The sequence below is a fragment of the Leptothoe sp. ISB3NOV94-8A genome (assembly GCF_043421595.1).
Classification (GTDB): domain Bacteria; phylum Cyanobacteriota; class Cyanobacteriia; order Phormidesmidales; family Phormidesmidaceae; genus Leptothoe; species Leptothoe turfae.
On the sequence record NZ_JAXSQW010000001.1, the window covers coordinates 3,229,020 to 3,248,927 of the forward strand.

General features: G+C 48.0%; 14 protein-coding genes and 1 pseudogene. 10 read left to right on the forward strand and 5 right to left on the reverse strand.

The annotated features are described in order from the left end of the window. Window positions 1-89: 89 nt before the first annotated feature. From SPB21_RS13705 to SPB21_RS13725, 5 genes and pseudogenes are all read left to right on the forward strand, one after another. Window positions 90-1,217, forward strand: a complete 1,128-nt coding sequence (locus tag SPB21_RS13705) for a ComEC/Rec2 family competence protein (RefSeq protein WP_499866861.1) — start codon at window positions 90-92, stop codon at window positions 1,215-1,217. A 285-nt stretch (window positions 1,218-1,502) separates the two neighbouring features. Further along, a complete protein-coding gene (locus SPB21_RS13710) occupies window positions 1,503-3,284 on the forward strand; it encodes a hypothetical protein (protein ID WP_499866862.1) in 1,782 nt (593 codons plus the stop codon). Window positions 3,285-3,459: 175 nt separating this feature from the next. After that, complete coding sequence (locus SPB21_RS13715; RefSeq protein ID WP_499866863.1) at window positions 3,460-5,010, forward strand: IS5 family transposase; 1,551 nt, start codon at window positions 3,460-3,462, stop codon at window positions 5,008-5,010. Between the two features lie 189 nt (window positions 5,011-5,199). Beyond that, window positions 5,200-5,471 (forward strand): annotated as a pseudogene (locus SPB21_RS13720) (transposase); the annotation flags it as partial. Between the two features lie 413 nt (window positions 5,472-5,884). Beyond that, window positions 5,885-6,583, forward strand: coding sequence for a CsgG/HfaB family protein (locus tag SPB21_RS13725; protein ID WP_499866864.1), 699 nt, complete (start codon window positions 5,885-5,887; stop codon window positions 6,581-6,583). 66 nt (window positions 6,584-6,649) lie between these two features. Here the strand turns inward: SPB21_RS13725 and glmU are convergent, their stop codons facing one another. Both glmU and SPB21_RS13735 read right to left on the reverse strand, forming a co-directional pair. After that, entirely contained in the window at window positions 6,650-8,032 is a 1,383-nt protein-coding gene (glmU, locus tag SPB21_RS13730) for a bifunctional UDP-N-acetylglucosamine diphosphorylase/glucosamine-1-phosphate N-acetyltransferase GlmU (protein WP_499866866.1), read from the reverse strand. A gap of 273 nt (window positions 8,033-8,305) precedes the next feature. Further along, window positions 8,306-9,202, reverse strand: a complete 897-nt coding sequence (locus tag SPB21_RS13735; protein WP_499866867.1) for a tRNA (5-methylaminomethyl-2-thiouridine)(34)-methyltransferase MnmD — start codon at window positions 9,200-9,202, stop codon at window positions 8,306-8,308. A gap of 52 nt (window positions 9,203-9,254) precedes the next feature. Here SPB21_RS13735 and SPB21_RS13740 point away from each other — a divergent pair, with 52 nt between their 5' ends. The 5 genes from SPB21_RS13740 to SPB21_RS13760 all read left to right on the forward strand — a co-directional run bounded on the left by SPB21_RS13740 (window position 9,255) and on the right by SPB21_RS13760 (window position 15,815). Continuing rightward, the gene (locus SPB21_RS13740) at window positions 9,255-10,112 is read left to right on the forward strand and encodes a sulfurtransferase (RefSeq protein ID WP_499868705.1); all 858 of its coding nucleotides are present in this window, start codon (window positions 9,255-9,257) and stop codon (window positions 10,110-10,112) included. An 85-nt stretch (window positions 10,113-10,197) separates the two neighbouring features. Continuing rightward, on the forward strand, window positions 10,198-10,740 hold the full coding sequence (gene rsmD, locus SPB21_RS13745) for a 16S rRNA (guanine(966)-N(2))-methyltransferase RsmD (RefSeq protein ID WP_499062300.1): 543 nt from the start codon (window positions 10,198-10,200) through the stop codon (window positions 10,738-10,740). 235 nt (window positions 10,741-10,975) lie between these two features. Beyond that, complete coding sequence (locus tag SPB21_RS13750; RefSeq protein ID WP_499866868.1) at window positions 10,976-12,715, forward strand: diflavin flavoprotein; 1,740 nt, start codon at window positions 10,976-10,978, stop codon at window positions 12,713-12,715. A 189-nt stretch (window positions 12,716-12,904) separates the two neighbouring features. Then, entirely contained in the window at window positions 12,905-13,036 is a 132-nt protein-coding gene (locus SPB21_RS13755; protein WP_284681692.1) for a hypothetical protein, read from the forward strand. A gap of 697 nt (window positions 13,037-13,733) precedes the next feature. After that, on the forward strand, window positions 13,734-15,815 hold the full coding sequence (locus SPB21_RS13760) for a calcium-binding protein (RefSeq protein WP_499866869.1): 2,082 nt from the start codon (window positions 13,734-13,736) through the stop codon (window positions 15,813-15,815). A 194-nt stretch (window positions 15,816-16,009) separates the two neighbouring features. Here SPB21_RS13760 and SPB21_RS13765 read toward each other — a convergent pair whose 3' ends face one another. The 3 genes from SPB21_RS13765 to SPB21_RS13775 all read right to left on the reverse strand — a co-directional run bounded on the left by SPB21_RS13765 (window position 16,010) and on the right by SPB21_RS13775 (window position 19,842). Next, on the reverse strand, window positions 16,010-16,831 hold the full coding sequence (locus SPB21_RS13765) for an N-acetylmuramoyl-L-alanine amidase (protein ID WP_499866870.1): 822 nt from the start codon (window positions 16,829-16,831) through the stop codon (window positions 16,010-16,012). A gap of 26 nt (window positions 16,832-16,857) precedes the next feature. Further along, complete coding sequence (locus SPB21_RS13770) at window positions 16,858-17,364, reverse strand: hypothetical protein (protein ID WP_499866871.1); 507 nt, start codon at window positions 17,362-17,364, stop codon at window positions 16,858-16,860. Window positions 17,365-17,505: 141 nt separating this feature from the next. Continuing rightward, window positions 17,506-19,842 (reverse strand): DUF7452 domain-containing protein, encoded by a 2,337-nt coding sequence (locus SPB21_RS13775; RefSeq protein ID WP_499866873.1) that lies wholly within the window; start codon window positions 19,840-19,842, stop codon window positions 17,506-17,508. Window positions 19,843-19,908: the final 66 nt, after the last annotated feature.

The following is a 19,908-nucleotide window of genomic DNA, read 5'->3' on the forward strand; positions in this document are numbered from 1 at the left end:
GCACAAAGCACCACGAAATATAAACATCTGTACTCAAAACTCCAACCAACACCTGCATTACTACACACAGTGAAAAGGAGCACCACGCAATGAGAAGAAAGCCGAGTCGTCGAGGGAAGCGGAAACAGGCAGATCGATCTACCGATTTCTCTCAAACATCGGGTCCAAGTAAAAAGAAAAGGAAAAAAGAGGGGCCTCCTCCATGGGATGCAAGGAGGCCAATATTGTCGCAATATAGGCAATTTGGTGGAGGAACTGACAGCCGCGCTGGTGATGCAGGTGTGTTAGACATAATGAATTCGCGGAAGTTATTGCAAATTGATGGAGGCGCGGGCACTCAACGTAAGAATAGAGAAAAATTCCTCACGGCAGCAAGGAAACGAGAGAAAAAGAGAGTAAACATAAACAAAGGATATGATTCAGATGCGGAGGACATAGGAACTCATCAGGCGAACGAGGTAGGATTTAACACCCACGGACACGCAGACCACGAGTTCACCAAAGCTGATTTAAAATCCATGGGTAGGGTGCTGTATGGAGAGTCGCCGAGTCAGGCAATAGTTGACGCGCCGATAGCAGAGGAGGTGACGACAAATGGGGAGGAGGTTTTCCGTTGGCGAAGTAAGCATGATGTAAAGTTAGACGGGGATGGGCCGATAGGGCGCATAGAGTGGTCTGGCACAGCGATTTACCCAGGAGGCAGCACGATGCGCGCAACTGACGAAAACGCCAAGAGCATGGGCATAATGTTGAAGACCGAGTGGAGAGCTATGAATGCGGCCGTCGATAATGCACCTTTGCGGTTGCATACGTATGTATCACTAGGAGATATGACAGAGCGCGGACAAGAGTCGGTGCTTGATGTATGGTCTAGAGATGGGGAGGAGCCTGTAAACATATTGAAACTTGCACACCACGGGTCGCTTAAGAACTTTAAGGCGATCCCTGAGGGAATGGTTAATGTCGATACAATGATCCTCTCATCGGGGGTAACCAAAGTCCCTGCAGGCCAATTTCTCTCAGAACTTAAGCGTATTGGAGCGAATCCGAACAAGACATTTTTTCTTCTTGCCAAGAATACCGAACAAGGAAGGACAAAAGCTTGGGAGGGGAGTACAACACATGTCAAGACCTTAGAGAATGCGGGCGTAAGATTTGTGAATGATTTTATCATCAAGTTTAATGACCTTGGACAGGTGCAAACTTTGATAACTTAAATTTGGGAGAAGGAGCGTAGAATTCATATAAACTGCAACAAAGCAAAGAGTTCAGTGTAGTCCTAATGGCAAAGAATAGTTGCTTTGCTCTCCTGGCTTTGAGGGGATAATGCGTACTTATGTTACCACTTCAAAAATTTTCATCTCAAACAAGCTAATGGTGCGTCACAGCATATCTGTGGTGCACCGAAATCTCTAAGTTTTTTGGATTTTGAACTCATAATTTTGAACTTCGCCTTTATTCTACATCAACAAAATTCAAAATAAATCGGAGAGGGTGTCCCCATGTCATTATCCTCACGCCTCAAAAAAAAGTTAAAAACAAAATTCAAAAAACAACGCTCAAAAACCAAAGGCCCAACCCCCAACAAAAAACGCACCAAACCCCGCGACTCAAAACCCGACTCCCCCAACAGAAAACCCGACTCCGACCCCAAAACCCTAACCCCAGCCGACCGCCAAACCCTCATCCGAGATATCGATAACGACATCAGAACTGCCCAAAAACTCCCCCCAGCCGATGCTAGCAAACTCCTCCGCGCCGCCCACACCCTCAAAAGAGGTCTACTAGACCTCGACGCCAAACGAAACAACAATAACAACCAAACCGACCCAGAAAAAAAAGATAAAGACAAAGACACCAACCCCACTGACCTAAAAAAAGCCCGCAACGAACTCACCCAAGCAAAAAATAACCTCCAAGACACCGCAACCAACATCAGAGAAAGCGCCATTGCCACCGCAATCGCAATCAAGAAAAAACCAGAAGACATGAGCGCCGATGACATCAGCGACGCCATCAACGCCGTAGAAGACGCCATCAAAGACGGACAAACCAACCTACTCCCCGCTGATGCCAGCAAATGGCAGCGAGCCATGTATGCCCTAAAAATGGCGCTGTTTGAACTCGCTGACGTTGACCCCCGCCTCGCCGTCAAAGACAAAGAAAACCTCAAAAAACTGATCAAAACCAAACAAGCCAACACCACAACCGACCCCGCCACCAGCGCCAAAGTTCGCAAAGCAATCGCCGATGCCAACAAAGTACAGGCCGACATCCCCCTCCGCCAGACAGCCCGTCAGCCCCAAAAACCCCCAGGCAATCAAGACCTGGAAAAACTTAAAAACAAACAGCCCGAGGACATGACCGCCGATGAAATCATTCAAGCCATTGCAGCCGTAGACAACGCCATCGAAAAAGGACAAACTGACCTCCTGCCCGCTGATGCCAGCAAATGGCAAAAAGTCCTCCGTACCCTACAACTGGCCCTGTTTGAGCTCGGTGGCGTTGCCCCAGACCTGGCCGTCAAAGATAGAGACCAACTAATCGACCAGATCGCCACCAAACAAGGCCAGCCCCTCACTGACGACACTAGAGACAAGATCGAGCAAGCGATCGCCGACGTAAACCGCATCCAGTCAGACATTAACAACCGTCCCCCTACGCCCATCGACTATAAGGCCCTAGAAAAACTCAAAGATACCCCGCCTGAGGACATGACCGCCGATGACATTATTCAAGCAATCGCAGCGGTAGACAAAGCTATTGAAGAAGGAAAAGCCGACCTCCTGCCCGCTGATACCAGCAAATGGCAAAAGGTCCTCCGCGCTTTACAACTGGCCTTGTATGAGCTGGGCGGCGTCGACCCAGACCTCACCGTCCAAAATAAAGATGAGCTGATCGATCTGATTATTACCAAACAAGGTAAACCACCCACTGACGATACTAGAGAAAAAGTTAAACAGGCTATTGCCGACATGGCCCGTGTCCAGTCAGACATTACTAAGAGAAACACCAATACCTCAGACTATCCAGCCCTGGACGTATTACGCCAAAAGAAAATAGAGGACTTATCCCCTGAAGAAGCCCGTGCCGCCATCAACGATATTGATCGCAGCATCAAAGACAGCAAAGTTCTCCTACCCGAAAATTCTAGCAAGCTATTAAGAGCACTCTATGCCCTAAAAATGGCACTCCTAAACCTGGGCAATGTAAACCCAAGGCTGCGCTATGAGATCAAAGAACATCTAGAAACTATTCTGAAAGAACAAAAGAGTATTATCTGACCACTGTAAGGCGATAAGGCTATGCAAAAAAAACTGCCTAAGAAATGCCTACTACTTAGGGTTTGCTGTTGAAGTCCAGCCTCCATACTCAGCAAGGGTTTCATTCTATTGAGATGTGCTTAAGTGCACGGAAAAGTGGTTAAAATGCTCAAAACCCTTGCACCTACTCAGGGAAATGTACCGACAATCTTCACCCGGCCAGCTATCGTTCCAAGATTTTTATCTACCGTTTGGGGGTAAATTATCGCCGGAGAATCGTTGGGTGAAACTGGCCGAGATGATCCCATGGGAGGAGTTTGAATCGACCTATGCGAGCCAGTTTAGCGAGGATATGGGAGCCCCCGCGAAGGGATTTCGGATAGCGTTGGGCGCATTGATTATCAAAGAAAAATTGGGTGTCAGTGACCGAGAGACGATTGACCAGATACGAGAGAATCCCTATCTGCAATATTTTCTCGGGCTTCATGAGTACAGTGACCAGGCTCCGTTTGATGCGTCAATGCTGGTCCATTTTCGAAAACGAATCGGTTTGGACCTGGTGTTAGCGGTGAATGAATCGGTGGTTCAAGCAGGCATGGACCCATCTCCGCCCTCACCTCAGGAGAGTGCATCCGAGAGAGATGATGACTCAGACCCACCCGACCCGCCATCGAGTGGCAATCAAGGTCAATTGATTGTGGATGCCAGTTGCGCGCCTGCCGATATTCACTATCCGACCGACCTCGATTTGCTCAACCAAGCTAGAGAGCATAGTGAACGGCTAATCGATGAGTTGTATCAACAAGTGGCAGGCTGTCTACCCAAGAAGCCCCGAACGTATCGACACACTGCTCGCAGAGACTACCTCAGGATTGTGAAACGGCGCAAAAAGCCCCGCAAATTGATCCGCAAAGGCCTCCGCCAACAGCTCAACTATGTGCGACGAAACCTGGGCCACATCGACCGGCTAATCGAGGCAGGCGCAACGCTCGCGGCGCTGAATCCACAGGAGTACAAGACCCTATTGGTGAGTCACGAGGTGTTTCGTCAACAACAGCACATGTACCACCACAAGCAGCGACGGATTGATGACCGCATTGTGAGTATTTCACAGCCCCATGTACGTCCCATTGTGCGCGGTAACGCGGGGACGCCCGTCGAATTTGGAGCCAAATTCGCCATGAGTTGTGTAGCCGGTTATGTGTTTCTCGACCGTCTCAGTTGGAATAACGTCAACGAATCCGAGGACTTGATTGCTCAGATAGAACGCTTTCGAGTTCGTACCGGACACTATCCTGAGTCAGTGCATGCTGACCAGATTTATCGGACACGCGATAACTTGAGGTGGTGTAAACGGCATGGCATCCGTCTGAGTGGTCCGCCCTTAGGCCGACCGTCGCTTGATGAAATCCAACAAGCATGGCTTCGACAACAAGCCCAAGAGGATGAGAGTGTTCGAGTCGCCGTCGAAGGCAAGTTTGGTCAGGCCAAACGACGATTTAGCCTGGGACGCGTCATGGCTAAACTCGCCCAAACGGCCGAAACCATGATTGCCATGACCTGCTTGGTCATGAACTTGGAGAAACGGCTACGCCGTTTTATTGTCTTGTTATTGAGGGGATTGATACGGTTACTACGTGGCTATCAGGCAAATGTACGCCCCTTTGCAGCAATGTTCAGCGATGATGGGCTGAAACCCATCGATAATCAGCAAGGCAATGCTGATCGCGTTTGGGCTGCCGGATAACCACTGAGATTTTTATTGAGTTTTTCAGCAAACCCTACTTAGTGAGTAAATAAATTACATGGCCATTTCTAATAGTTCGTTGATAAAAGAGATTTTTCCTACGGCATTTCCCTTTTCAGCATCGCTAATCTAGCTCTTGCAAATCGTGTTTATCGCTTCGTATCCTCTGAGAGCTGATTTATAAAGATAGTACGGACTCAATTAGGACGAGATGAGTAATCAACAGTGGCAATAGCCGATTCTCAATCGGTGAAGACCACGGAAAAAAGGGGGGTGTCTACGGCTATGACGGTGGCAAGAAAGTTAAAGGCCGTAAGCGGCATATCGTCTTAGATTCCCAAGGTTTATTGATTGGCATGTTAGTCACCGAAGCCAATATGTCTGAGCGATTAGGAGCGGTTGTGGTGTTTGATGAGTCGATAGAAGCGCTCTCCAAGTTAGAGGTTGTCTGGGTGGATCAAGCTTGAGTTATCAATGGAGAGAATGGAGATGTGTCAGGCAGTCAGCACTCAACCTCACTAAAAAAACACAAAAAATCATCACAACTTGATGCCTCAGGCGGTACCTAACCTGCGATATTGGGAGCTATTGGTCATGGCTGCGTTCCAATATTGCCATTTAACTGTATGTGCCAAAAATATCGAATATAAATCCTGATAATAGCGAATGCTGGTTGACTATTAGGACAGTTTTTGAGGTGTCTGTGTAGAATCTGACCATCAACGCTTGAAGCCTACTGGGGAACATCTATCTGTTCAACGTCCAGGTGAGCCAGGTTTAACCATTATGAATGTATATCACTCTCAAGTCTGGTGATGATGCCTGCAGGGTGCAACCACGCCATAACCTTGGAATTGATTATAAGGAAACACAAATGCAAATGATTTCTCGTCTACTGACATCTACAGGATGTGCGTTGCTGGCATTCGCACCCATCCAAGCTACAGTAGCTATGCCCGTTCCATCAAGTAATGCTGTAGCTCCAGTACAGCTTGCTCAAAATGAGCGGCCAAAAATTGCCATTTTACCCCTATCCCATGGTGATGTGAGTTCTGACTATTGGTGGTACTACAGCTATTATCGTGGTCAGGGTGCTGCTCGCGGCATCAGTGAGTTATTAATTACTGAGTTGGTTAACGATGGGGCCTATTCTGTTGTTGACAGCAGTCAGGTCGCAGTCCAGTCCGGCAATGTCCTCGACGAGAGCGCTACCTTAGACCGTGCTCAGGAAATGAATGTAGACGCGGTTATTATGGGAACGATTACCCAGTTTGATTTAAAAGATAATCGTCAATGTGTAAATGTACCGTTTGTGGGTCGCACCTGTAGTGATGAAACCAACGCTACCGTACAGCTTAATGTGCGTCTGGTTGACCCCGTAACTCGGGAAATTGTTGCCACTGCTCAAGGTGAAGGTGATGCATCTAGAAGCGGTGGATACATTAACTTAAATCGTGGTCCCGACGTCAGTTCTGATGAAAACCGTGCTGCTGATGAGTTGTTGACTGAAGCAACTGAAGAGGCAATTGAAGCAATTGTTCCTGAGATTGTCTCTGCTGAAGGTCGATTATAAAAAGTAAGGGGTCATCTAAATCCGTCTCCTGAACTATATGCAGGAGGCGGATTTACTAATTGGGGCTTATTTCTCAGTAATATCCTTGTTCATAAACTTGGGTTTCCAGTTTTTAAGCACACGCCGCTCACCACGGGTGACGATCAGACAGTTATCATCCACGTCTTTTGTGACCACTGCGCCTGCACCCACCGTCACATTCTTACCCAATGTGACAGGGGCCACTAAAACACTGTTGGAGCCTGTTTTAGTATTGTCTTTAATTACCGTGGGATGTTTTTTATAGCCATCGTAGTTGGCCGTGATAGTGCCTGCACCAATGTTGACTTTGTCACCTAAGGTGGCATTACCCAGATAAGACAAATGGGCAGCATTAGTGTTGTTGCCAATGGTGGTTTTTTTGACTTCAACAAAGTTGCCAACGCGGCAGCCTTCACCAATTATCACTTCACCACGCAGATGGGTGTAGGGACCAATTTGGCCTGCACCTTCAATTTTACTGTCATTGATGACTGAATACTTGATCGTAGTGTTTGCCCCGATGGTGCTGTTGTCAATCAGAGTGCCGGGACCAATGTGGCAACCGGCAGCAATGGTGGTGTTGCCACGCAGGTGGGTTTCCGGTTCAATTACCACATCGGGCTCCACCTTGACGGTGGCATCAATGGTGATGCTGTCAGGATTGATCATGGTAATCCCAGAAAGCATCAGTTCATCCTTGATGCGGCATTGCAGAATCGTGGCTGCGTCTGATAACTGCTTACGGTTGTTGATACCAGAAATCTCTTCGATATCGTCTACATCTAAGGCCATTACCGGTGAAAGGTCTTTGACCACATCGGTTAGATAGTATTCATTCTGGTCGTTATCTGACCTCAGGTGGGGTAGCACCATCATTAGCTTTTGCCAGTTAAAGCAGTAAATGCCGGAGTTAATGCGTCTGTTACCACGCTGTTCAGGGGTGCAGTCGCGGTGTTCAATAATCTCAGAGACAATATAATTCTCATCGCAGAAGACTCGGCCATAGCCGGTCGGATCCTCAAACTGGGCCGTGAGAATGGTGGCAGCATTCTTGTTCTCAACATGGGTCTGCACCATTTTGGCAATGGTCTCGGGGCGCAGTAGGGGTACATCCCCATTCAGCACCAGCAGGTTACCTTCAAACCCTTCTAAGGCAGGAATTACCTGCTGCACGGCATGGCCGGTGCCTAGCTGTTCAGTTTGCTCAACGAATTCCAATCCAGATACGTGGGCCAATGCAGTCTGTACGTCATCGGCCAGATACCCCACAATGGCAATTTGGCGTTCGGGTTGTACGTGTTCCAAGCTAGCCAGCACATTTTCCACCAGGGTGCGACCCCCTAGAGGATGAAGCACCTTAGGCAGACGCGATCGCATCCGAGTTCCTTTACCTGCTGCCAATACTGCCACTGCCAATGGGTTAGTCATAGGAATTACGAGAGTAAACGTTAGCGTAAGAACATCAAAAAATTACGGGAGGAGTATACCGCGCAGCGGTTGGACTTCCCAAGTATGATGGCTACTTAGGGTAAAGGGTATGCCAGGAAAGCCAAAGGGTAGATAGACGTTTAAGTTCTTGGTTCTTGGTTCTTGGTTCTTAGTCCTTGGTTTTTGGTTCTTGGTTCTTGGTTCTTGGTCTCTGGTTTTATCCAGGTCAACCAAGTCACTAATTCAAAACTCAAAACTCAAAATCAAGCATTTTTAGCCCCTCTGCCTCGTTAACCAACGTCGTCGCCAGGCACTCGTTGGTTCCAGTTTAGATTCCTGCTGTTCCTGCTGACGCTGGGCCACAATTGCTTCAGCCGTTGCTGCCAGCGTTGGGTCACGATAGGGAATTGCCGCCCGTGTTTGCAGATGCTCTTGTTCCTGTGGCGACAGGTCTGGTAAAGGGCGCTGATCTTTGGTCGCCACGGTGCAGGGCCAATGGCGACCGGTTCCTGGCAATGAGCCCATGGTTAAGCCAGCTAATCCCATGGCTGAACGAACAGCAGCGGCGCAGGAATAGGTGGCCAGGATGCCGCTCTCAGCCAGGCATTGAGCCGTAAGTTTAAAGAATTCCACCGTCCAAAGCTGGGGGCAGCGTGGGGGGGAAAACGGGTCAAATAGAATGGCATCAGCCTGCCAACCGTTGGCGGCCAGGGGTTGCAACGTTTGCCGGGCGTCGCCAATGATTAGCTGGATATCCAGTGTGGGGCTTTTGTAAGATTGCTCGGTGGCCAGGGTCTTCAGGATTTGCTGGGTGTGCGGTGTCCAGTGGTGGATGAGGTTATTTGCGATCGCATCCCGAACCACCGTTACATTGATTTCCAAGGCCCGAATCGTCACCTGACAGTCAGGATTGACCTGCTGAATCGTATCCAGGGCCGCTGCTGTGTTGTATCCCAGCCCATAGCAAACATCCAAAATAGATAGCCGTTCCGCTTTGGCCAGCTCCGGAATATTGGCCGCATCGACATAATTTCGCTGCGCATCGGTATAGGCTCCATGACGGCAGTGAAAATGCTCGCCAAATTCCTCCGAGTAAAACGTGGCTGAGCCATCCCCAGTTAATTCTATCGTCAGACCACTAGATGAATTTTTATAGTCGTCATCAGCCATTAATGAGCTACCAATCCTAACGAAACTATAATTAACATCGTCTTTGCTACGGATCCAAACGTTGTCTTTACCGCCAGAGTCGCCTATTGATCTGACCACTACTTATATTGTTAGTCCCCAGTGGCTGGCAAAACATCTCAATAGCGTCTTGCTTGTTATTGATTGCCGATTTTCTCTGCCAGAACCGGAACTGGGTCAACAGCAATACGACTCTGGTCATATCCCCGGTGCCTACTATCTCGACCTAAACAAACATCTCTCTAGCCCCGTTCAAGACCATGGGGGCCGTCACCCGTTGCCCAACTGGCAAACGTTTGTCGACACTCTAAACCTGTTAGGCATGCAGTCTACGCCTCAGACACCCGTTGTGATTTACGATGCCTCCCGGTTTGCGTTTGCCGCCCGCCTTTGGTGGATGTTGCGCTATTTAGGCCACGGCAATGTAGCTTTGTTGGATGGGGGTATAGATGCCTGGATTAAGGCAGGCTTACCCCTTAGTCGTGAAACGCCACCATCTCAGGTAGGTCGCTTTATGCCCCAGACCCAGGCTAATTGGGTTGTGGATATTGACTATGTGCGTCAACACAAAGACACCCCTGGCACGGTGGTAATCGACGCTCGATCCGCCGATCGCTTCCGTGGTGAACATGAACCCATTGATCCGATTGCGGGTTCTGTGCCAGGGGCAGTGAACTATTTTTGGAAAGATCTTAGTACTGACGCCGGATTGCTCAAAGCGCCAGACGAATTGGCGCAATATTGGCGAGGGGTGGACGATGCCAATGAAGTTATCGTCTACTGTGGGTCTGGTGTGACGGCCTGTGTTAATTTATTTTCCCAGGTTGTGGCCGGTAAACCCATGGGTAAGCTTTATCCCGGTGGCTGGAGCGATTGGTGCTCTTATCTGTGAATTGGTATGCCTTGTGACACGGGCATCCACAAAGGAGTGCCCCAGAGAAGGGTCCCTATAGAGATAACCCATTGTTTATTGCCAAATGTCTATTCGTATCTACGGTAATCGTGCCATCAAAACGTTGCCGGGGCAGGCGACTCGCCCCACCCCCGCTAAGGTACGCGAGGCGTTGTTTAATATTTGGCAGGGGCGAGTCAGTGGCTGCCGTTGGTTAGATCTATGTGCGGGTAGTGGTGCCATGGGGGCAGAAGCCCTTTGTCGCGGGGCCAGCGTGGTGGTGGGCATAGAGCAGTCGGGGGCTGCCTGTCGGATTGTGCAAACCAACTGGCAGACCGTTGCTAAACCAGAACAATCCTTTCAAGTCATTCGTGGAGAGGTGACTAAAAAGCTACAGACTTTAACTTTAGACCCCTTTGATCTGGTGTACTTAGATCCACCCTACGCTGCTAAACTCTACGACAAAGTGCTTGCTCTTCTGGTTGAGAAATCTCTATTAGCTCCAGGGGCAATAGTTGCTACAGAATATACTCCAGAACATTGGCAGCCCAAATCTCTCATTGGCCTGGAACTCTCCCGCACTAAACGCTACGGTCTCACCCATCTAGCCTTATTTAAAGTGTCTTAAAGGCTTAAATCCTGATTGGGTCCATAGGAAGAACGGCGCTGTGGGCTCCCCCCCTGGGAACTGCCCCCACAACCTTAAGCGCTATTAGTATTGCTTATGCTTATCAGTTACGTTAGGAAAAAAGACTGCAAAAATTAATGTTTTGAGACACAATAATACTAAAGCAACCTTCGTGTTGCTAAAGTCGTGCGCATGCGCGTTATGACATATTAGTCAGACCAGTTTAGAGGTACCTATGGTTGTAGCTGCTCCAAACACTGCCAAACCAGCTGAAAAGCGTCTCACTATCGCTACTGGTGAGATTGCTGAAAATACTACGACTATCCGGTCCCTGGACTGGGATCGGGATCGGTTTGATATTGAGTTTGGGTTGCAGAACGGTACGACCTATAATTCTTACATAGTGCGTGGGGAAAAGACAGCACTGATAGACACCTCCCACGCTAAGTTTCAGCAGCTCTATATGGATGCGCTGACGGGGCTGATTGATCCTAAGGAAATTGACTATATCGTGATTAGTCATACTGAACCGGACCATAGCGGCCTGGTGAAGGATGTGTTGGATCTTGCACCTCAGGCAGTTGTGGTTGGGGCTAAGGTAGCGGTGAAGTTCCTGGAGGATCTGGTTCATCAGCCCTTTGAATCGCAGCTGGTGAAAAGTGGTGACACTCTGGATTTAGGCAATGGCCACGTTTTGGAATTTGTGAGTGCGCCCAATCTCCACTGGCCCGATACCATTTTTACCTACGATCAAAAGACTGGCATTCTCTACACCTGTGATGCTTTTGGTGCCCACTATTGTAGTGACGATACCTTTGATGAAGATCTGGATGCGCTGACGCCTGACTTTCGCTTTTACTATGAGTGTTTGATGGCTCCCAATGCCCGCTCGGTGCTGTCTGCCATGAAGCGCATGGATAAGTTGGGCACAATTAGCACCATCGCCACCGGTCATGGTCCCCTGCTGCATCACAATCTAGAAGAACTCACCGAGCGCTATCGCCGCTGGAGTAATGAGAAAAGCAAGGCCGAGAATATGGTGGCGGTTTTCTATGTGTCGGACTATGGGTATTGCGATCGCATCTCCCAAGCCCTGGCTAAAGGCATTACTAAAACCGGCGTCGCTGTCGAAATGATGGATATGCGTCTGGCGGATCCCCATGATGTCACTGAACTAGTCGGTCGCGCTAAAGGTATTTTGATGGGCATGCCCCCATCCTCAGGTCAGGGTGCCGAAGAAGTGCAAACGGCGCTGAGTTCCATTTTGGCAGCTGTCAATAATAAGCAAACCTATGGTCTTTTTGAGTCCTACGGTGGGGATGACGAGCCCATCGATACGCTGCAGAGTCAGCTACAGGACCTGGATCTAAAGGTTGCGTTTGACCCCATTCGGGTGAAAGATACGCCATCTGAAGCGCTCTACCAGCTTTGCGACGAGACCGGGACTGACCTGGGTCAAGACCTGGCTCAAGCAAAGAAAATTAAGAAAATTAAGGGGCTTGATGCTGATCTACAAAAGGCGCTGGGTCGCATCAGTAGCGGTCTTTATATCATCACTGCTGCCAAAGGCGCAGTGACTAGCGCGATGTTGGCTTCCTGGATTTCCCAGGCTAGCTTCAAGCCATTGGGCTTTACCATCGCAGTTGCTAAAGACCGAGCCATTGAATCCCTGATGCAGGTGGGTGACACGTTTGTGCTAAATATTTTGGAAGAGGGTAATCATCTGCCACTGATGAAGCACTTCCTGAAGCGTTTCCCCCCCGGTGCTGACCGGTTTGCTGGTATTCGTACCCGCCCTGCCAACAACAAGTCTCCGATTCTAGCCGATGCTCTGGCGTACCTGGAGTGTACGGTAACAACTCGGATGGAACTTAGCGATCACTGGCTGGTGTATTGCACCGTTGCGGATGGCAAGGTCTCGAAGGATGAATCAATGACCGCTGTTCACCACCGCAAGATTGGTAACTACTATTAAATAAAAATCTCCTTAAAAACCTTGACAGAGAGTCAAATGGGTAGATGGTCACCAACTGTCTACCCGTTTCTTACAATTACCGAGCCCGTTTCTTTCCATGGTGAATACTTTTGATGAGTATTACGGAATCTTGGAGAATAGCTAAGAACAATATTATACAAAGCCCGAATTCCGTATTCTCAATCCGAAATGGATGATCTCGCCAAGGTGTTGACTGGGTCTGACACCGATCTATTGCGTGCTGTCACCTATCCATGGCTATTGTTCTTAAAAGAGACTGGCGGTGAGCTGTGTGCGCAAAGCTACAGACGCTATCTATAGCTAATCTTTATCTGGTGTGAACCAATCTTGACAATGCCTAAACAAATTGTTTAAATGAGCATCAAGGGTACACTCGGCTATGTTTTGAGTCCTAACAAACAGTAACGTTCATTAGTAAAATAAGTCGGCTATGCACACCAAGGTGCTCTGTTTCTTTTCAAGGAAGCAATGACTCTACCACATCGGCTGATTTCCGAGGACATTAATTAGAGACTCTCCGGAGCCCGCAATATCTTTGTATTCTGAACATTTGAGTAAACTTAAAACTCCCGTGACGAAAAGGTTGTTCAGAAGGGCAATGATTACCGATAGCTATACTTTTTAGTACCAAAGGTTATATGTCTTGCAGATTGTTCCCGATGCAGCCGCAGACCAGGTATTAAACACAGCTACCAGTCCAGTTAGAACAAGATTATGGATTACTTGTTCAAGATTTCATGTAGACAACAACTCAAAAAGATCGTCTCGCTTATTCGCAGCAAAATCGTGCTGACATAAACCGTTCTTTCAAGAAAGTTTTTTAGATACTTTACGCGACACTCGATAACGCAGAAGGCTACATGTATTCATGCCTTTTGTAGTGCCCATAGCTTTTGCTGTCTAAAGCTTTCGGCGCTGCTATGAACTATGTGCGCAAAGTTATCGGTTCTTTACGCTCGACTAATTCATCCATTCATCTGTCAAACGGGGACTATTTATGACCATCAAAGAACTTACCAAAAAGACTAATAACCTGGATGTCTCTGGTGCTACTTATCTGGGTGGCAACAGAAATGATTCTGCCAATGCAGTCGATGTTTCAAAAAATGGCATCACCGTTTTTGGTGGCGCACTCTCTCAATATAGCTCCAGTGCAAAGAAAATCAACTTATTGGGCGGTGGTGAAGGCAGCGTTGTTCGCTACAACAACAAGACTAACAAAGTCCTTTCAGTGACTCATCTCCCCAGTGAGGTCGACGATCTAGAAGTCAACAGTAAAGGAGAAATAGCCGTTGCTGGTGACTTTGGAGTAGCCGTTCTGAGTGCAGATGGCAGCCGCATTATTTGGAGTGACAACAGCATCTCAGCCAGTCAGGTCTCCATTTCTGACAGCGGTAGAGTTGTTGCCATACAGGGTAGTAGTCAAATCAAACTATATAATAGCCAGGGTAAAGTTCAAGAAGAGTTTTCCACTGGCAAGAACAATCGCCGCTTTAACGATGTGGCCATCACCGATAAAAACGGTGGCACGTTGATCGCCACTGGCTATGAGCAAAAGTCATCGAACTTGCAAGTAGCCTTTACCCAAGCTTGGGACTACAACGGAAAACAGAAATGGAAAAGCTATGACGAAAGCGCCGCCAACATCCGCAAAGCCAATTTGATGGCCGATACGCGTGGTGAAAGCATTGCCATTGGTGATGACGGTGAACTCTACGCCGCTTATTCAATTAACGGAGGCACCGGCTTTTCTATTTTTTCCCGGGACCCACTCAATTTTTCCCAGTCATCGGGGCCTGACACAGTACAAACAGATCGCTACACTCAAGCCACCAATGTCGGTTCAGTCAAAATGACCTATTACGGTCGTTATGATCTAGCTACAGGTGATCTTAAAAAGGGACAATCGTTGCTTACCCGGCTAAGCAGCGGTAGAGGAAACAGTGTTAAACCAACCGACATTACGGCTGATCAACAGGGCAATGTGTACCTTGTGGGTCAGGCTAATGCAAGTTTAGCCAATCGCGATAACCAAACTATTGAGGGTCAAAGAGTACCTGGGTACTCAGGGTCAGAAGGCTTTCTGGCTGTTATGAGTCCTGATTTAAAGACGCGTTATGTTTGGACCCCCTTTGTCGATGGAGACGCCAATGCGATTGGTGTCGGTGGTGGTGTAGCCGCACTAGCCCTGACGGCTGAACCAGGGGCTGACCTGGTGACGGCAAACGCGGTCCAGAGAAATGCTGGCGGTGGAGACGATGCTTACCTGCTGCTAATTGGAGGTGAGAATGGGAATAGTCCAACGCCTGCACCTCCAGCGCCCCCAGCGCCCACACCTCCAGCACCTCCAGTGCCCACGCCTCCAGTGCCCACGCCTCCAGTGCCCACGCCTCCTTCAGGACCGAATCGAATCACGAGTAACAACGCTGTGATTCGGGGTACTCGCCGCATTGACACCATTACTGGCGGGTCAAAAAAACAGCGTATCTCTGGCAAGAATGGTAACGATACGATTCGTGGTAAAGGCGGTAACGACACCATTTACGGCGATCAAGGCGCTGATAAGGTGTTTGGTGAAAGAGGTAACGATAAAGTCTTTGGTGGTTCAGGCAATGATTATGTTCATGGTGGCTCGGGCAATGACCGCGTTAACGGTGGCTCGGGCAATGACAGACTGCTAGGTGGCTGGGGCAATGATAGGCTCGTTGGTGGAGATGGTAATGATTTTCTGCAAGGAGCATGGCGTAGAACGGCTGCCGAAAAAGACGTGATGACTGGAGGTAGAGGTCGTGACACCTTTGTCTTGGGTAATCAATCTGGCACCCTTTACGATGACGGTAAAATACGCTCCATGGGGATATCAAACTACGCTCTGATCACGGACTTGAATACGAGTCAGGGTGATATGATCCAGCTTAGTAATGACCATGACTACCGTTTGGGTTCATCTCCCAAAGGTGCTGATCGTGGCCGTGGATTGTTCATTGATAATGCGGCTGGTCAAAAAGATGAACTCATTGCCGTGATTCGCGGCTCGGGTAATCTCAACCTCAACAGCAGTACCTTTAAGTACGTCTAGACTAGTTAGTGGAAGCATGTCTAGGGGGAGAGACACCTCCGCCTATTGAACAGATTGTATTAGTCCTTGGCAGGGAGCTAAACGGGGGGATAACTCTAAGGGCTATCCACCCGTTTTTCTTTAACTTTCTTTCTTTTCGAGAGTACGGGCTGGCAAATCGTCTTGCCTTGATTCTCAATCCGGTTTACAAGCCGTCAGCTCTGACGTTGCAAATAACGACCATGAACCCACCCTTCTATATCCATATTGTCATTGATGGTTTCTAGCACAGTGACTAGTTTCCAATTATTGCTAGTGTCTAGAATGTCAACGGGTGTGTGGGCAGGTAGCGGGCTCTCTGGCAACTTCTCATACTGAGTGCCTGGACCCGTGCGAATATTTAATCGACCTGTTGTTTCATAGAACTCTTCTAAATCCTCACGGCCCATTACCCTGGCACGAAAACTATCCATGGGGAAAGCGGGGCCTGGATCATTCTTGCGTTGGGGGGCAATATCATCATGGCCGATGACATCTTGCAAACCATATTCGTCGACCAACAGGCTGGCAACGTCCATCGCCGCCTCTAGTTGTTCTTCGGTATAAACATGCCAACCACTGGAGGATGACTCATGTTTGTGGGTTGCTTCGAGTACATCAACGTCGTCATACACCTGATTAAACCAACTTTTCCATTCGCCCCCTTGGCGCTTTAGCCTACCGGCGTTCACCAGTTCAATCCCAATCGAGTATTTGTTGAGACCTGTTCTCCCCTCCCAAGAACTGCGCCCGGCATGCCAGGCTTTCACATTAAACGGCACCAGCTGGGTAATACTGCCATCTCGGCCAATGACCAGGTGGGCAGACGCTTTGGCCTGAGCTTGAGTGAGCCATCGTACAGCTGATTTTGCAGTTCTACCCGCTGTGAAATGCATTACTAAGTACTCATGGCGCAACGTGCCACCAGAGTTGGGACTCTCCTCAAAGGGATAGGGAGTACCATCATTATGGTAGAGAAGGTGATTAATAATCTGCATTGTTAGTCTCCTAGTAGGTGTGTTGACTATTGTTGGAAGTTAATTGCCCTAAACTGTGACAGATTGTTCAGAAACACTCGTTTTTTAGAGCTAAGGGAACGTCGTAGACTGGGACCATGGGTGGCCCATCTCGATACATCAAGGGGATTACTGCCCCTTAATCCCCTAATTTTTAGGTCATTGAATTCAATAAGTGCCCCCAGGAAAGCCTGGAGGTCAACCAATAGGGATGAATAGCCCGGCATCATAACTCGCTGAAATAAAATGACATATTTAGCCATGGCTATTACCAGGTCCTGTATTGGGGGATTCAGTTCGGCGTAATCAAGCCCATAGGACGTTGTCTCTAAGATGAGTTGAATGGCCGTATCGACATCCATTTGAGAGAAGTCTTCATCCAGGCCCCTGATGGGATGCTCAGTCATGATCTTGAGCAGTTCATCCATAGCAATATGCAAAACTTGCTCTTCATGACTGAGGGGTTTGACAGGTTTATCAGGTGGTTCAGGCGTTCCACCACATTTGTTTACCATGATGGGTGTTCTCGAAACGAAAGAATATAAATGGGGGCATTGCTGATCCTCAAGATGACTTGAGCTGTCGGATACCGTCAAATAGCAATAGTTCTAACCGGTTCATCCCCTAAATCAGCGATCGCAAAATAGGTGACAACGCTATATCCAATCCAAATCGGGATCTGGATTAGGCGCTTTGGGCAAGTTCTTGCAGACGAACCCAGCTAACCAGAATGCTGGGAATAGGTCTTCAATTTCCTTGTCAGGATCTTTCTCCACAGGCTTGCTCGGTGCGGGACGGGGTTTGGGTGCGGGACGGGGTACCGGTCTGGGCCGAGGTTTTGGCACCGCAGCGCGGGCAGGCTTGACCACCAACACATTAAATGTGACGTTGTTGGGAAGAGGTTTGCGGTTTTGGTTGTAAACTGTCCATTTATTATTGGAGTACCAAACGCCTATGGGATTTGGGTTATAGGTGTTGATCCATCGCTGGGTAACAAAGACAATGCCCTGGGGAACACCATTGCTAAACCCGTTATTAATGTAACTGACATGCTTCATGCTGCCCTGTTTAGTGGCATCAGTTACTTTATGTTGGAAAGCGACACCTTCTAAGCCACCAAATCGAATAGGAGCCCCTGGTTTTAAGACCAAAATATTAAACTTGGTACCAATTGGCATGGGCTTCAGGTCTTCGTTATAAATTTTCCATTTGCCACCGCTAAACCACACACCTACCTGGCTAACATTGTATTTCCCGTAATGCTGGGTAACGAGCACGATAGCATTACTTTGGTTGTTGGTTAGCCCATGATTAAGGGTGGTGATATGGCCACTTGTGTTGTTTTTCGTGGTTATATGAACAAACACATTTCTGTTTAAGGCTGGATTAACCGCTAGAACATTGACCTGGTTGTTCTTAGGCATGGGTTTCCGGTTCTGGTTATACACAGTCCACTGGCTGCCGTTGAACCAGACACCGGTTTCATGGGTGTTGTATACACCATACTTTTGGGTGGTAAATAACAAGAAATTGCGGTTGCCATTGGTAACACCATTGTTAATGTTGGTGATATGGCTTGAAATATTGGTTGGAACCGCCTTGTGGCTAATCAGATACATCCCAGCAGATTGGGTTAAGACCCGAGCTCTGCCTAAGGCGATTTTTGTACTACCTGTGAAATTGGTAAAGGCAACCGGTTGCACAGTGCTAGATGCCGTCAGCTGAGTTTTAAGAGCATTAATGTTTTTACCCTTGAGTATCTGGACGCCTGACTGATTGTCTATTTGCCGGTGTAGTATTTGTCTATCCTTTTTGACGGCCTGATAGTTTAGAGCTTTGGGGGTGGACAGAATGTTCACAGAACCTGATTTTAACTGAGGTGATGCATTTAGCATGACGTTACCAACAAAAATAGGCAGATTCTTCCCAATGGTTTTTTTGAATGTGTTTCTGTTTTTGGCTGAATCTTCCTTCAGTTCTACGTCTAGATTCCGCAAAAAGATCATTTTGACCGGCAGCACCGATAGGGACCCGGTGGGACTGGGTTCACCATCACTGAGAGGGGCAATGAATTTTGGCAGATCCCAGAATCGTTGATGGAAAAGATCAATACTAAACCAATCTCTGACAACGGAGAGAATACCAATGTCGACACTAATTTTTTCGATTTCTAATTCGTCCTGTTCATCACTGAAAAAGTCTTGGTAGTCTTTGAATACAGTGTTTTTAGCATAGTTGTAATATTCGTCGACTTCCCTGGCATCCATGGCGATACTGGCCCAACCACTCCCCCCCTCCTTAAAGAAGTTACTGGGCACAAAACTGGTTGGATAATAGTAACCGGACGTTCCTTTACCAATTTTTTCCCGTTCGGCTCCCGAGAGCTTTGACTTGTAATGCTCTAAGATATTGGATGGATATCTAGCTTCCAGTTGAAACTTGATATTTTGATGGTTTTCATACACTAGCTTGTTACCGATGTCCTGCCATTTACGCGAGGCAGCTTCTTCTCGTTGTCTAGCAATGGCGATCAAATCGTTGAGGGAGGCAACAGCATCGGTATCATCATCACGTTCCGCAGCTGTTTTTTGAGAAATCAAGCTAGCAAGTTCAGCCGCCGCCGCCAGTGCTTCATCCTGACAGGTGTAATAGTTTTCTCGATTTTCAGGATCCTCAACATAGGCGAGTGCTTCCTGGAGTTTGGCCTCTTCTTCGGCGGTTAGAAAATTACCGCTGGCAGCAAAGGCCTTACCCAGACTGTCTTTATAGACATCCCAAATAAATTTAGTAGTATCAGGCTCATAAAACCGTTTGCTAGGAACGATAAAATTGGTGATTTCTGCAAATTCCTGGGGATGTTGAGGTTGTTCAAAATCGTATAGCGTATAGGCTTCTGCCAGTTTGTTGATGGCAACAAATGTATCTTTTTCGGCTAAACTGTCCTGATGCAGTTTAGCGAGTTTGCCCATTAAGGCTAAGCTAATTCTGTTCATTTTTAGTTTATATGAACGTTTTTAGTTTGTATGAACGTTCTAAGGCGAATTTTGAAAATGGAGCGC

Bases quoted from the DNA above. Each gene is read 5' to 3' on its own strand.
- SPB21_RS13705 (WP_499866861.1), top strand. From the start codon at position 90: ATGAGAAGAAAGCCGAGTCGTCGAGGGAAGCGGAAACAGGCAGATCGA.
- SPB21_RS13710 (WP_499866862.1), top strand. From the start codon at position 1,503: ATGTCATTATCCTCACGCCTCAAAAAAAAGTTAAAAACAAAATTCAAA.
- SPB21_RS13715 (WP_499866863.1), top strand. From the start codon at position 3,460: ATGTACCGACAATCTTCACCCGGCCAGCTATCGTTCCAAGATTTTTAT.
- SPB21_RS13725 (WP_499866864.1), top strand. From the start codon at position 5,885: ATGCAAATGATTTCTCGTCTACTGACATCTACAGGATGTGCGTTGCTG.
- glmU (WP_499866866.1), bottom strand. From the start codon at position 8,032: ATGACTAACCCATTGGCAGTGGCAGTATTGGCAGCAGGTAAAGGAACT.
- SPB21_RS13735 (WP_499866867.1), bottom strand. From the start codon at position 9,202: ATGGCTGATGACGACTATAAAAATTCATCTAGTGGTCTGACGATAGAA.
- rsmD (WP_499062300.1), top strand. From the start codon at position 10,198: ATGTCTATTCGTATCTACGGTAATCGTGCCATCAAAACGTTGCCGGGG.
- SPB21_RS13750 (WP_499866868.1), top strand. From the start codon at position 10,976: ATGGTTGTAGCTGCTCCAAACACTGCCAAACCAGCTGAAAAGCGTCTC.
- SPB21_RS13755 (WP_284681692.1), top strand. From the start codon at position 12,905: ATGGATGATCTCGCCAAGGTGTTGACTGGGTCTGACACCGATCTATTG.
- SPB21_RS13760 (WP_499866869.1), top strand. From the start codon at position 13,734: ATGACCATCAAAGAACTTACCAAAAAGACTAATAACCTGGATGTCTCT.
- SPB21_RS13765 (WP_499866870.1), bottom strand. From the start codon at position 16,831: ATGCAGATTATTAATCACCTTCTCTACCATAATGATGGTACTCCCTAT.
- SPB21_RS13770 (WP_499866871.1), bottom strand. From the start codon at position 17,364: ATGGTAAACAAATGTGGTGGAACGCCTGAACCACCTGATAAACCTGTC.
- SPB21_RS13775 (WP_499866873.1), bottom strand. From the start codon at position 19,842: ATGAACAGAATTAGCTTAGCCTTAATGGGCAAACTCGCTAAACTGCAT.